This is a genomic window from Candidatus Delongbacteria bacterium, assembly GCA_041675285.1.
GTDB lineage: Bacteria > CAIWAD01 > CAIWAD01 > CAIWAD01 > CAIWAD01 > CAIWAD01.
Genome location: JBAYTZ010000003.1, coordinates 40,446 through 54,268 on the forward strand (window position 1 = coordinate 40,446; position 13,823 = coordinate 54,268).

Consider the following 13,823-nt stretch of genomic DNA (forward strand, 5'->3'; position numbering starts at 1 on the left):
ATCGGTCGTCGGCTTTGCTGGATTCAGCGGGGGGAATGCTGGACAAGTGGGCAACCAGACTTCACAAAGTGTTGCCTGTCCCAAGCGGATTTGATTCAGGATTCACCGACACGAAGCTGACACATTGATTGGCCCCGCGATTGCGTTCATGATCCTCGCGATTTGTGCATGATTCAGCCCGGGAGAGCTTTGATGAAACGCAACTTGTTGCTGTTCATGGCCATCGTTCTGGTACTGGCCCGGGCAGGCCGGGCCACGGAAGACCGCTGGGTGCCCGCCAGTGGTGATTGGCGCGTGGAGCTGCTGAGCGAGAGCGACCAGGGGCTGGAGCTGCGCCTGAGCCTGTCCCCGGAGCGGGCGGGTCAGCTGCCGGACCTGGCGGCGCCGGACCCCGAGGCGGCCCCGCTGAATCTGGGCGCCTGGCTGGCGCTGCCGGCGGCGGCCGACCCCGTGGCCCAGGTGCTGGTCGAGCGCTGGTCGGATGGCGCCGCGCCGACGCCGGCCTGCTGGTCGCTGGGCGCGCCCGTGCTCTGGCTGGGCCAGCGCTACAGCGCCCTCTCCGTGGCGCCGCTCTCGGCGCAGGGCGCGCGGCTGGAGGAACTGGTCCTGCGCGTCACCTTCGACGTCGGCCAGGTGCACAACCCCGCCCCGGGCCGGGGCTGTCGCTCGCTCCTGCAAGTCGAGCGCGCCCGGGAACGGGCCCTCAACGGCGGATTGGTGGAGCGGCAGGCCGCGGCGCGCACGGGCGAACTGCCCCTGGGCCGCTACCTGGTGGTGGGCAAGAACAGCTCGCTCTCCTACCTGGATGAATGGGTGGACTGGCGCCGCAGCCAGGGCTACGTGGTGGACGTCCGCAGCAGCGAGTCCATCGGCGTCACGGGCAACAACTGGGAGCCCATCCAGGTGCTGGCCCAGCAGCTGCTGTCCGGCGAAGGCCTGGACTACCTGCTGCTGGTGGGCGACATGAACATCTCGCAGAACGAGTATCACGTGCCCGGCGACCTGGTGCCCGGCGGCCAGTACGCCGAGGACGCCTGGGGCCGCAACATCGTCAGCGACCATTCGCTGGGCATGCTGGAGGGCGACGACTACTTCTCGGACATCCTGGTGGGTCGGTTGCCGGCGGACAACGCCAACCAGCTCTCGGTGATGGTCAACCGGCTGCTGCTCTACGATCAGCAACCCACCCAGGTGGACGACCAGTGGACGCGCAAGGGCGCAGTGATTTACGACGTCTCCGGCGCGGGCAGCCGGCGGGAGACCTCGCTGGCCATCCGCCAGCACTTGCTGGAGGTCGGCTTCGCCGCCGTGGACACCATCCGCAACGACCGCTATCAAAATCCGCTGCCGCCCGGCGTGGTCACCAGCATGCTCAACGGCGGGCGCACCGTGGTGAACTACCGCGGCTTCGGCTACCGGGAGAAGTGGAACGGGCCGCAGTTCGGCGTGGACCAGATGGACGACCTGAGCAACTTCGGCATGTGGCCGCTGGTGACCAGCATCGTCTGCGGCGGCGGCGATTTCGCCAACACCAACTACGACCCCTGCCTGGGCGAGGGCTTCCTGCGGGCCGGCTCCGGCAGCGAGCCCACCGGCGCTGTGGCCTTCATCGGCCCCTCCGAGGAGGACACGCACTCCAAGTGGAACAACTGCATCGACCTGGGGATCTACCAGGGCCTGCTGCGCGAGGACGTGCGCGAGGTGGGCGCCCTGCTGGAGCGCGGCAAGGGCGAGCTGTGGCGCTGCTTCCCCAACGACCGCCAGGGCGTGTGGTACGACCCGGGTTCCACCAACCAGGGCACCAACGTGCGCTTCTACTTCTACGCCTACAACCTGCTGGGCGACCCGGGCACGCGCCTGCGGCTGGGCGAGCAGCAGGCCCTGGCCGCGCCCCAGTGGACGACCCCGGCCCGCGGTGTCACACGCCTGGACGTGGACTTGCAGGCCGGCGACGGCCAGCCCGCCGCCGACATCTGGGTCTGCCTGAGCAACGCGGAGCGCGAGATTCTGGCCCTGGGCCGGACGGACGCGAGCGGCCGCGTGGAGCTGGAGACGGCCCCGCTGCCCGCCGAGCCCCTGCGGCTGGTGGCCCACGCCGACGATCACATCCCCTGGCGCGTGGACTTCTCGCCCGGCCAGGCCGAGGCGCTGACCGAACTGCTGGAGTGGAGCCTGCTGGAGGACAGCCTGGCCGTGGCGGCCGGGGACACGCTGGGCCTGCGCATCCTGCTGGGCGAGGTGGGCGACGCCGGCAGCCCGGCGGGCCAGACCCTGCATTTGCGGGCCTTGGACGAACGCTGCAGCGTGCTGACGGACTCCCACGAGCTGCCGGAGCTGGGTGCGGGCGCCAGCCTGGAGGTGGAGGGTTTGAGCCTGCTGGTGGCGCCCAGCGTGGAGCACGGCCAGGAGCTGGCGCTGGAGCTGAGCCTGCGCGACCCCCAGGGCGGCGAGCTCTGGCGGCACGTCCTGCGACTGAGCGCTGTGGGCGCCCTGCCCGAGCTGGCCGGCCTGCTCTCGGATCCCGGCGAACTGGAGGCCGGCGACGAAGGCGAACTCTTGCTGGAGCTGCACAACGCCGGACCGCTGGCGCTGGACGCCGCGTGGGGCCGCCTGTTCGCGCTCTCCGGCGCTTTGACCGTGCTGGACAGCACGGCGACGTGCGAACTCCTGGCCCCCGGCGCGACCGGCGAGGCCGGGCCCTTCCGCGTGCGGATCGACGAGGCCGTGCTGGACGGCTCCCAGCTGCCGCTGGAGGCGGTCTTCTTCCGCGCGGACGGTTCCACTGCGGCGCGCCTGCCCTTCTCGCTGGAGATCGGGCAGGTGGCCCTGACCGACCCCGTGGGTCCCGACGAGCACGGCTACCTGATCTACCACCACGACGACAGCGGCGATGCCGCGCCCGACTACCAGTGGGTGAACATCGCCCAGACGGGCACGGAGGTGATCCTCAACGACGAGGGCGTGGCCTTCAACGAGGAGGGCCTGGACGGCGTCAGCCAGGCTGTGGCTCTGCCCTTCACCTTCCGCTTCTACGGCGTGGACTATGACAGTCTGACCATCTGCTCCAACGGCTGGCTGGCCATGGGCGACCAGCACGACCACATCCTGGGGCTGAACACACCGATTCCCGCCGCCCAGGGGCCCAACGCCATGCTGGCGGTCTTCTGGGCCGACCTCTACAACTACTTCGGCAGCAGCCGCTTCGGCCACTGCTACCGCTACTACGATGCCGACCAGCACATCTTCGTCGTGCAGTGGAACAACTTCCAGCACACGGGCCACCCCTACCAGGACAACTGGTTCCAGGCCATCCTGCGGGATCCCGCCTACTGGCCCACGCCCACCGGGGACGGCGAGATCCTGCTGCAGTACCAGGACGTGATCACCACCCTGGGCGACCACTTCTTCACTGTGGGCGTGGAGCGGCCGGACCAGCAGGCCGGACTGGAGTACGCCTTCAACGGCCAATACGCCACCGGCGCCCAGACCCTGGGCAACCAGACGGCCCTGCTGATCACCACGGCCCAGGCCTACGAAGAGACGGGCGTGGAACCGGCCCGGCGGCCCCAGAGGCTGGAGATCCTCTCCGCCACGCCCAATCCCTTCAACCCCTCCACGCGGCTGTCCCTGCGGATCCCCCAGGCTGGCCAACTGCAGCTAAGCGTCTACAACCTGCGCGGCGAGCGCGTGCGGCGCCTCTACGACGGCCCCAGCTCGGCGGGCACGCGGAGCTTCCTGTTCGAGGGCGGAGCCCTGGCGGGCGGCGTCTATCTGGTGGAGGCCCGGCTGGGCGATCTGCGCGCCGTGACCCGCGTGCTCTTCCTGCCCTAGGGCGCGACAGAGCAGCCTGTTGATCGCACGAGCGGGGGCCCCAGGCCCCCGTTCCCTTTGAACCATGGCCGCCGATTGTGTCACACAGCGTTGTTTAGTTCTTCACACAGTGGCGGCGGGGCGAACCGGATCGTAGGTTCATCCCCATGCCACGACCGCTTCCCCACATCGGTCACTCCACGTGACGGGCACAACCTGGACGGCGCGAGTTCGCGCCGGCACAGACGGCCCCGCCCGCGCGCAAACCCGCGGCCACGACCTGCTGAGCGACTCCCCGCTCGGCCTCGGCCGGCGGGATCGGCATCCATCCTCGCTGGACCTGCTGCTGGCCGCGCTGGGCTCAGACCTGGTGCTGCGCCTGCAGGCGGAGCTGGGCCGGACCGGCCTTGAAGTGCAATCCCTGGAGCTGAGCCTGCGCGCCGAGTTGGAGGATCCGCTGGCCGCGTTGGGCGTGCGTGGCGCCGAGGGCTCGCCGGCCTTGGCCGGCGTCAGCGGCTCCTGCTACCTGACGGGCTTCCTGGACGAGGGGGAGGACGAGACGGCCACGGCCTGCTGGCAGGCGGCGAGCCGGACCTCGCCCCTGCTGCAGACCCTGCGCCGGGCCTGCCCCGTGAACATCGAACTCAAACTCATCTGACAAAAGGAGTTCCCATGTATCGCTTGACAGTGGAAGAACAGCTGCTGGTGGCCCGTGCGGCCGCCCTGGCGGACGAGAAGATCGCACCCCACGCCGTGCGGGTGGATCGGGAGGGAGTTTTCCCCTCCGCGTCGCTGCAGGCCCTGGCGGAGGCGGGCCTCTTCGGCCTGCTGGTGCCGGTGGAGCACGGCGGGCAGGGCCTGCGCCTGCGCGCGGCCATGGCGGTCCTGGAGGAACTGGGCCAGCGCTGCGGCAGCACGGCCATGGTCTTCCTCATGCACCTGTGCGGCAGCTCGTGCTACGTGGCGGAGGCGGCGCGCAACCCGGCGGGGCCCTTCCCGGCCCTACTGCGCGAGGTGGCCGCGGGGCGCCATTTGAGCACCCTGGCCTGGAGCGAGAAGGGCAGCCGAAGTCACTTCTGGGCGCCGGTGGGCACGGCACGCGCGGAGGGCGACACGGTGGTGCTGGACGCGGTGAAAAGCTGGGTGACCACCGCCGGCCACGCGGACGGCTATGTCGCCACCAGCACGGGAGCAGGAGGCGAAGGCATCGACCTTTACTTGGTGAAGGCCGGCGACCCGGGCTGGACCATCACGGGAGGCTGGGACGGCGTGGGCCTGCGGGGCAACGCCAGCAACCCCATGACCCTGGCCGGCTGCCGCATTCCGGCGGAACGGCGCATGGGTCCGGCGGGCGGCGCCCTGGAGATCATGCTGGGCGTGGTGCTGCCGGTGTTCCAACTGGGCTGCGCGGTCATCGCCACCGGGCTGGCCGAGGCCTCCATCCGCCTCACTACCGGACACCTGACCTCCAGCCGCCTGCAGCACCTGGACTGGGCGCTCAGCGACCTGCCCGTGCTGCGTGCGCGGCTGGCGCAGATGCGCATCATCACCGACAGAGCCCGGGCCCACATCAGCGTGACCCTGGACAGCGTGGAGGAGCCCACGGAGGCCACCACCCTGCTGGTGCTGGAGAGCAAGGCTTCCGCGGCGGACGCGGCGCGGGAGACCACGGAGCTGGCCATGCTGGCCTGCGGCGGCGCGGCCTTCAGCCGCCACCTGGAGGTGGAACGCTGTTTCCGCGACTGCCGCGCCATGAGTGTCATGGCCCCCACCTCCGACGCCATCCGCGAATTCGTGGGCCGCGCGCTGGTGGGCCTGCCGGTGTTCGGGTAGCCCCTTTCGCCGCAGGCGGCAGGGCGGCGGTTTCCGCCGTGGGGCGCTAGGGAAGGACCGGCTGGTTGAGACACACAGGTGATCACCCGCGCGGGACGAGATCCGCGCCGGCATCACGAACAGGACAACGAGGAGCAGGACATGAGCAAGCCCATTCTGGTGGGGGCCGTGGTATACGATCCCAAGGTGGTCCTCATCTGGGAGATCATCGCCGAGTACTTCCGGCAACACGGATGCCCGCTGGACACGGTCTTTTACAACAACTACGAACTGATGGTGGAGAGCCACCTCCAGGGCCAGTTCCAGATCGCCTGGAACTCGCCCCTGGCCTGGCTCGACATGCAGCGCCGCACCGGGGGCGACTGCCGGGGCATCGCGATGCGGGACACGGATCAGGACCGGATCTCGCACCTGGTGGTGCGGGCGGACTCGGGCATCCGCTCCGTGGCGGACCTGCGCGGCCGCCGGGTGGGCCTGGGCGCCTGGGACAGCCCGCAGGCCACGCTGATCCCGCTGCAGACCTTGGCGGAGGCGGGACTCGTCGAGGGCCGGGACTTCACGGCCTCGCGCTTCGACGTGCTGGTGGGCAAACACGGCGACCACGTGGGCGGCGAGCGCGATGCCCTGCTGGCGCTGCAGTCCGGCGACGTGGAGGCGGCGGCCCTGCTGGATCTCAACTGGCAGGCCTGGTGTGCGGATGGCAGCCTGGACTCCGCGGCCTTTCGCGTGCTGCTGAGCACCGAGCCATTCGACCACTGCATCTTCACCGTGCGCGGGGACTTCCCGCTGGAACAACAGCAGGCTTGGCTGGAGGTCCTGTTCGGGATGGACTACTCCGACCCGGCCCAGCGCGAGATGATGGACATGGAGGGCCTGAAGGAGTGGCGACCGGGGCGACAGAGCGGATTCGGCCCGCTGGGACGCGCCGTGGATACCCTGCGCTTCTTCGAGCGTCGCGCGGCGGGCGAGTGGAGCCGCGCATGAGGCCGACGTTGCCGCTCTTTCCCGTCACCATGGTGGGCAGTTGGCCGCGCAGCCGTGAACTGCTCCACGCCCAGCGACGGCTGCGGTCGGGCGAGCTGCCGCGCGTGGGCTTTCTGGAACTGGCGCGGGACGAGGTCCGGCGCTGCGTGGAGCTGCAAGAGTCTGCGGGCGTGGATCTGGTCACCGACGGCGAATTGACCCGCGACAACTTCTACTCCTTCGTCGCCGACCGCCTGGACGGCGTGACCCTGATGACCCTGGCCGAACTGCTGGAGCACGTGGAGGACCGCCAGGGCTTCGAGACGCTGTTGGAGAGCCTGGACGTGCCGGCCACGGCCATCCGCAACCCCACCTGCACGGGTCGCCTGCGCCGGCGCGAGCCCCTGGCCGCCGAAGACGCGCGGTTCCTCAAGAGCGTGACCCACAAGCAGCTCAAGGTGACCCTGCCCGGCCCCTATATCCTGACCCGTGCGTTCTGGGTGCCCGAACTCACCCGCGGGGTCTACGCCTCCAAGGAGGAATTGGCGGAGGACGTGGTGGCCCTGCTGCAGGCGGAGGTGGCGGAGCTCTGCGGCCTGGGCGTGGCCGTGATCCAGCTGGACGAGCCCGTGCTGACGGAGTTGGTCTTCACCAAGGGCCGGACACGCACCTTCATGTGCGCGGCGCTGGCGGCCAGCCAGGACCCGGCGGCGGAGCTGGACTTCGCCGTGGGCCTGATCAACCGCGTGACGGACCTGATCCACGAACTGAGCGCCGCGCGCAGCGCCCTGCACGTCTGCCGCGGCAACTGGAGCACGCGCGAAGAAACCCTGCTGGCGGGCAGTTATCGGCCGCTGGAGCCGGTCTTCCAGCGCATCCGGGTCAGCCAGCTGGTGCTGGAGTACGCCACGCCGCGCGCCGGTGACTTGCTGGCCTTCGGCAACAAGGAGCTGGGCCTGGGCGTGGTGAATCCCCGCACGCCCGGCGTGGAGAGTCCGACGGAGATTCTGCTGCGCGTGGAAGAGGCGCTGGAACTGATGCCCGCGGACAAGCTCTTCCTCAACCCGGATTGCGGCTTCGCCACTTTCAGCGAGCGCCCCATGAACAGCGCGGCCGTCGCCGAAGGCAAACTGCGCGCCATCGTCGAGGCCGCCCGCCAGCTGCGGAGCCGCACACTGTAGGAGACGGGGCCGATCAGCGCAGCAGGGGCGCGCGCAGCAGGGCGACCCGCCCGCCGGACTCGGCGCGCAGGAGATAGAGGCCGTCCGCCAGTTCTGCGGCCCGCTCCTGCCAGCGCAGGCTGTGCAAACCCGGCGCCGGCACGGCCTCTGTGAAGGCCAGCACGCGCTGCCCCAGCAGGTTGTAGACCTCGATCCGCAGCGGGGCGGCCGCAGGCAGCGTCAGTTCCAGGCGCCCGTCCCGCAGGCGTGCCGGCAGTCGTCCGGCGTCCGCCAGCGCGCCGCTGCGGGTGACCGGCGGGGCCAGGGCGTTCAGGTCGATGCAAAGCGTGTCGTTGGCGGCCTGCTGATCGCCCGCCCAGACCGTCCAGGCCCGCAGGCGATGGCGCCCGCTGGTGGGGGGAGTCCAGCTCGCGAAGTCCAGCGTGTCCAGCCCGGCGCTGACCACGAAGGCGTCGGTTTGCAGGGTCTCGCCGTCCACCTCCAGGACCACGCCCACGCTGTCGGCGTCCTCCAGGCCGTGGTTGGCCACCACCACGCGCAACTCCAACGGCTGACCCGCCGGTACCACGGCCTCGTCCAGCAGGCCGTGCAGGCGCAGCGGCCCCACGTCCCGCGGCGCGGGCCGGCCCACCAGCCGCGCCACGCAGAAGCGGGCCAGGTAGCAGGTCACCCAGCTCATGTCCTCCGTGTCCGGATCCTCGCTCTCCGCCATGATCCCGCCGTCGTCGTCCGTGTCGTGGGAGAGCAGGTTCTCGGCGATGCGGCGCGCTCGCTCGCTGGAGACGGGGTCGCCCACCGCCTCCGTCACCGCGAACAGACCGTTGGCGTAGGCCACGTTCCAGGAGCCGTCCCAATCGTAGCCGTCCACGTTGTGCCAGTCCGCCCAGTCGGGCACCTGGAAGACGTGGTCCTGCAGCCACTGCTGGCCGTAGAGCGGCGCGTCGCGGAACACGGAGCGGCACAGGCCCCAGAGCATGGTGCCGCCGCTCATGGCCCACTCGTCCCAGGCCAGCCAGCGCGCGGGATCCTGTTCCACGAAGTCCAGCAGGTCCAGGCCCTGCTCGACGGCCGCCGCACGCAGGTCCGCGCGCTCGGTCTCCACGCCGTATTCGTACAAGCTGCCCGCGCACCAGCCGGTGACCATGGCATTCATTCCCGACGCGGAGCCCAGCGGCAGCGGATGGGCCGCGATGTAGGTGGCGCAGGTGCGGCCGTAGCTCCGGCGCGTGGTGTCGCCGCTGGCGGCTTCGTACTCCAGGGCGGCCGCCAGACCCCAGGCGCAATTGTGGGCGCGATAGTAGTTGTCGTTCAGCCCGCCCTCTTCCAGCCAGGCCGGATGGTTCAGGCAGTAGGTCCAGGCGGCGGCCACGTGGGCGTCGTAGTCCGCGCGGCCCGTCCAGCTCCGCCAGCGCGACCAGACCCAGATGGCCTCCAGCGTGTTGTCGGTCTGGATCACGTTTCCCAGCGGCCCGGCCTCGGCCTCGATCATCCCGCCGTACTGGGCGTTTCCGACCTGCAGGTATTGCCAATCGGCCAGGAAGGCGGCGATCTGCGCGTACTCGCGCAGCCAGCTGAAGGGCCCCAACGGCGCGGGCAGTTCGCGGGCCGCCGGGCGCAGCGCGGCCGTGGACTGCGTGGGCGCGCCCTCCCAGGGATTCTCCGCGCGCTGGGGCACGGTGGCCCGGGCCTGGACGGCCAGCAGGGCCAGGGGCAGGATCAATCGCTTCATGGGTGGCTCCCGTGTGACAAGTGGCGGGGACGGGCGCAACTTGGGAAAACGAACCTGCTGCCCGAAGGGAAACCCGTCTGCCGTGCCGGCAAATTGCCATCCTGGGGCCGGCGCGGACTGCCGCCGTCCGGACTCCACCGGCGGCCCGGCGGCCGCACAGCAGAGGAGGCCCCGATGTTCTTCGCCCTGATGGGACTCACCCTGGCCATCGCCGTGGCGGTCTCGCTGGCCGTGGCCCGCGCCTTCCGCCAGTCCATCGGCAAGATCCTGGACCGGATCATCGCCGACGAGATCGCGCTGGTCTGGCGCCGCTACCTGTCCTTCGCCATGCTGGTCGTGGGGGTCTCCGGCGGCGTGCGCGTGCACTCGCTGGAGCGCTACATCATGCCCGAGGACAAGCTGGGCGAACCGCTGACCATCACCTGGGAGCGCCTGACCCTGGAAGTCTACCAGACGGCCATGGGCACGTTGGGCGCCATCGCCTGGATGCTCCTGCTCTTCTTCGCGTGCGCGCTCATCGCCTACGTGATGGTGCGCAACCGCGAGGCCCGGTCCCGTTCCTGAGCGCCGGCTGATCTTGACGGTCACGCATCACCATCTGCCTCGATGCTGAGCAGGCCCTTGCTGCCGTCCATCACCACCACCTGGCCGTCCTTGAGCGCAGCCAGCAATCCGGCGATGCCCACGATGGTGGGGATGCCCATCTCCCGGGCCACGATGGCCGAGTGCGAGAGGATGCTCCCGCGCTCGATCAGCAGCCCGGAGATGGACGGATAGAGCGGCACCCAGCCCGGATCCGTCCGCCCCGCCGCCAGGATTTCGCCGTTCAGGGCCAGGTCGTCCAGGGGCGAGGCCACCACGCGCACGGCTCCGCGCACCTGCCCCGGACAGCAGCCGATGCCCTGCAGACCGCCCGCCGGCGAGTCCGTGGCCGCCGGTCGCCAGTCGCGGCCGTCGTTGCGGTGGCAGGCCATGCCCCAGGTGGTGAAGTGGTCGTCGGGCACGGGGGCGTCCGCCGCCCGCCAGGAGTCGGATTCCCGCCGGCGTAGCTCGGCCAGGCCGCGCAGATCCGTGCTCACCGCCGTGCCCAGGATGAAGTCCCAGACCTCGTCGATGGTCAGCAGGTAGATGTCGCGCCAGGAATCCAGCAGGCCCTCGCGCTCGAAGGTCCGGCCGATGGAGTTCAGCAGCTCGCGCAGCAGGCCGTAGATCCGGGTGCGGGCGAAGCGCAGGTTCTCCCGGTTGCGCACGCCGCGCCGCGCGCCGCCCAGGATCCACTGGAAGATCCGGCGCTTCAGCCACGCGGCAGGTCCGCCGCCCAAGGCCGCGTGGGCCCGCCCTTCGGCCTCGCGCCGGATGACCTGCTCGCGCTCCTCCAGCCGGGCCGGGTCGATGAGCTCCTCGTCGGCACGCAGGTAGTTTTGGATCACCTGGTAGACGAAGCGCGGCGTCTCCTTGAGCGAGGGTTCCTCGAGTTTGAGCTCGTTGATGCAGCGGAAGCCGTACTCGTCCAGGTAGAAGGCGATGCGTTCGTAGACCGGGGCCAGCTCCGGGCTGGTGGGCACGCTCGCGGCCAGCTCGTCCGGCGTGGCCTGCTCGAAGGCGGCCCGCCAGTCCGGGCGCGCCCGGATGGTCCGCGCGATCTCCATCAGCAGTTTGGTGGGCCGCGTGCTCTCGATATCGCCCTCGCCGCAGATCAGGTCGTTCTGCAGCGCGCCGCCCGCATCCCCGCACCAGTCGGCGCAGAGCTTCTTCAGCAGCCCGTAGTGGATCATCACGTAGAAATCGTTGATGATCGGCGTGTCCCACTTCCACAAGAGCGCGCTCTCCATCTCGCGATAGAGGGCCAGCAATTCGTGGGGCGCCATGCGCTCCAAGTCCAGCCTGCGCCAGCGCGAGTAGTGCGCGTGGAAGTCGGCCTGGAAGGTGGCCACCAGCCGGTCCAGGCGCCGGAAGTTGCCCAGCGAGCGCCAGAGCAGCCGCAGCAGACGGGGCAGCTCCACGAAGAGCCGGCGCGCACGGCTCTGGTCCGGGGCGTTCTCCTCCTCCAGCGGCAGCTTGTCCTTGAGGCCCATCATGGACTCCATGAAGGCTTTGTTGTAACGGAAGCCCGGGAAGAGCGCCACCAGCCGGTACCAGTTGTGCAGGTTGTAATACACGCGGCCGTGGAACAGCCCCAGCATGTTCTGAAAGACGTGGCGGTTGCGCTCCACCTCCGCCGGAGGAATGCCCATCACGCGGGCGAAGCAGTGGTAGACGATGGTGTAGGCGTGGCGGATGAAACTGAAGGTCATCGGGCTGGTGGGCCCCGAGTAGCTCTCGATGATGTTGGAGTTGTCCCAGACCACCGGGTTGCCGGCCGCCGGTCCCGCGCTGGACACGGTGGTCACGGGCCGTGCCTGGAGCAGGAAGAGCCGGCCCGCCTCGTCCAGGGAGAACTCCACGTCCTGGGGCTCGCGGAAGCGCGCCTCCAGCCGCAGCAGCAGCTGGGCGAGTTCGCGCAGCTGGGGATCGCTCAGGCTGGGCCGCTCCTGCAGCTCCGCCGGGACGGGGATCCGCCGCAGGCCGGACTCCCCGGCGCCCGCGTGTCGCAGCTGCTCGGTCTTGCGGGCCAGGGTGGACGTCCAGCTGCCGCCCTGCTTGGCCACCACGAACAGGTCCGCGTCCAGCCCGGCGCTGACGATGCCCTCGCCGGCGCCGTAACACGCGCTGATCAGGATCTCCTGCACGTTGCCCGTGTTGGGGTTGGCCGTGAAGGCGATGCCGCTCACCGCCGCGTCCACCATTTCCTGCAGGACCACGGCCATGCGCGGCTCGGCCACAGGCAGGCCCTGCCGCTGCCGGTAAGCCAGGGCGCGCTCGTTCCAGGCCGAGGCCCAGACCTGCAGCACGCGCCGGGCCGCCTCCTCGGCTCCGTGCACGAACAGGAAGCTGTCGTGCAGACCGGCGAAGGAGACGCGCCGGCCGTCCTCGTCGGCGGCCGAGGAGCGCACGGAGATGGGCCGACCCGGCGGGATGTGGCGGGTCAGCGCCTCCTCCAGCGCCTGCACCAGGGCGGCGGGCGGTTCCAGCGCCAGCAGTGTGTCACGAACGTGGCGGCCGGCGGCCAGCCGATCCTCCGGCGCAGCCTCGACCAACGTGGCGATGACCCGGGCCGACGGTGCGAAGGCCGGATCGTTCTCCAGCAGCCAGGGCAGCAGGCCGCTGGCCAGCCCGAACCAGGCGGGAACGGGGAATCCGTCCGCCTGCAGGCGGGCCAGGTTGGCGCCCTTGCCGCCGGCCTGGGCGACCTCCAGCCGCGCGGCGTCCCGCGGCCCGATCAGCTGTGCGGACAGATTCATCTCACTCCCTGGGGATCAAAAAAGTCGGAAGGGATAGGCCCGGGCGATCTCCACGGCCAGGATCAGGTCGAAGGCGATGATGTAGATCCCGGCGTAGCTCTCCATCCGGCGCGCCGTGACCCGGCTGGTGCGGAAGCGGAACTGCAACAGGCCCACCAGGCAGAGCAGAAAGAGGGCCGCCAGGGCGCCGTAGAACAGCGCGCTCAGGCCCAGGTGCCAGCCCACCAGCGAGACCAGCAGCGTGTCCACCACGCGGATCAGGATCACCAGATAGGCCGCGCCGTAGGCGCCGAAGATCTGCGAGTAGGAGTCCAGCCCCGCCACCTCGTCCTCCGGCGCGCGAATCTTGCGCGAGATCTCCCAGTTGAAGGTCACGAACACGCCCACGAAGGCGTAGAGCCAGAACCAGCTCGGTGCCTGCCAGGGGTACTTGCCGGTGGTGAAGCTGTAGGCCACCAGCGCCAAGAGCGGCATGATCAGCATGTGGCTGACGGCGTAGAGCAGGAAGTGCCGGTTCAGCCACTCGCGCACGAAGAATTCCTTCAACATCATAAGCGAGAAGCCCAGCGCCAGCAGCACGGCACTGAGTGCGGCCGGTCCGCGCCACGCGCCCAGCAGCAGCTCCAGCCCGATGGCCAGCGCCCCGGCGACCTTGAGCTGCCGCAGGGTCACCAGGCCGCGCGAGAGCACGCGCTGCGGGAAGAAGCGCAGGTCGCGCTCCGCGTCCTTGTGGTCGTCGAAGACCCGCAGGTGGAAGAACATGGCCAGCAGCGTCAGGGCGCCCATCAGCGAGGAGATCGAATAGTGGACCGCGCTACCGGGGTTCTCCAGGGTCTGCGCCAGGAACTGGTTGGACGAGTAGTAGCAGACGATCAGGACGCCGTAGTTGAGCGGCGGAAAGCGCTCGGCCAGGTAGGCGTGGAAGCGGCGCGGAAAGGACGACTGCCGGCTGACTTGGCTCACGGT

The 13,823-nt window shown here is 70.0% G+C and carries 9 protein-coding genes; 6 read left to right on the forward strand and 3 right to left on the reverse strand.

The features are described 5' to 3' along the window. Nucleotides 1-192: 192 nt before the first annotated feature. The 5 genes from WC326_03745 to WC326_03765 all read left to right on the forward strand — a co-directional run bounded on the left by WC326_03745 (nucleotide 193) and on the right by WC326_03765 (nucleotide 7,787). Nucleotides 193-3,831: a C25 family cysteine peptidase gene (locus WC326_03745; GenBank protein ID MFA7330167.1), complete on the forward strand. Its 3,639-nt coding sequence runs from the start codon at nucleotides 193-195 to the stop codon at nucleotides 3,829-3,831. Between the two features lie 181 nt (nucleotides 3,832-4,012). Next, nucleotides 4,013-4,468 carry an OsmC family protein gene (locus tag WC326_03750; GenBank protein ID MFA7330168.1) on the forward strand — a complete coding sequence of 152 codons (456 nt, stop codon included), beginning with the start codon at nucleotides 4,013-4,015 and terminating at the stop codon, nucleotides 4,466-4,468. Between the two features lie 14 nt (nucleotides 4,469-4,482). Next, nucleotides 4,483-5,643, forward strand: coding sequence for an acyl-CoA dehydrogenase family protein (locus WC326_03755; protein MFA7330169.1), 1,161 nt, complete (start codon nucleotides 4,483-4,485; stop codon nucleotides 5,641-5,643). A gap of 141 nt (nucleotides 5,644-5,784) precedes the next feature. Further along, the gene (locus WC326_03760) at nucleotides 5,785-6,627 is read left to right on the forward strand and encodes a phosphate/phosphite/phosphonate ABC transporter substrate-binding protein (GenBank protein MFA7330170.1); all 843 of its coding nucleotides are present in this window, start codon (nucleotides 5,785-5,787) and stop codon (nucleotides 6,625-6,627) included. Beyond that, a complete protein-coding gene (locus WC326_03765) occupies nucleotides 6,624-7,787 on the forward strand; it encodes a cobalamin-independent methionine synthase II family protein (protein ID MFA7330171.1) in 1,164 nt (387 codons plus the stop codon). Before WC326_03760 ends, WC326_03765 begins: the two co-directional genes overlap by 4 nt. Before the next feature lie 13 nt (nucleotides 7,788-7,800). On the opposite strand, the gene WC326_03770 is transcribed toward WC326_03765, so the two are convergent. After that, entirely contained in the window at nucleotides 7,801-9,516 is a 1,716-nt protein-coding gene (locus WC326_03770; protein MFA7330172.1) for a hypothetical protein, read from the reverse strand. 174 nt (nucleotides 9,517-9,690) lie between these two features. Between WC326_03770 and WC326_03775 the strand changes: the two genes are divergently transcribed. After that, nucleotides 9,691-10,080, forward strand: coding sequence for a hypothetical protein (locus WC326_03775; GenBank protein ID MFA7330173.1), 390 nt, complete (start codon nucleotides 9,691-9,693; stop codon nucleotides 10,078-10,080). A gap of 20 nt (nucleotides 10,081-10,100) precedes the next feature. On the opposite strand, the gene WC326_03780 is transcribed toward WC326_03775, so the two are convergent. Together WC326_03780 and WC326_03785 are read right to left on the reverse strand one after the other, a co-directional pair. Then, nucleotides 10,101-12,857 carry a PEP/pyruvate-binding domain-containing protein gene (locus tag WC326_03780; protein MFA7330174.1) on the reverse strand — a complete coding sequence of 919 codons (2,757 nt, stop codon included), beginning with the start codon at nucleotides 12,855-12,857 and terminating at the stop codon, nucleotides 10,101-10,103. A 15-nt stretch (nucleotides 12,858-12,872) separates the two neighbouring features. Beyond that, nucleotides 12,873-13,820: a UbiA family prenyltransferase gene (locus WC326_03785; GenBank protein ID MFA7330175.1), complete on the reverse strand. Its 948-nt coding sequence runs from the start codon at nucleotides 13,818-13,820 to the stop codon at nucleotides 12,873-12,875. Between the last annotated feature and the right edge of the window lie 3 nt (nucleotides 13,821-13,823).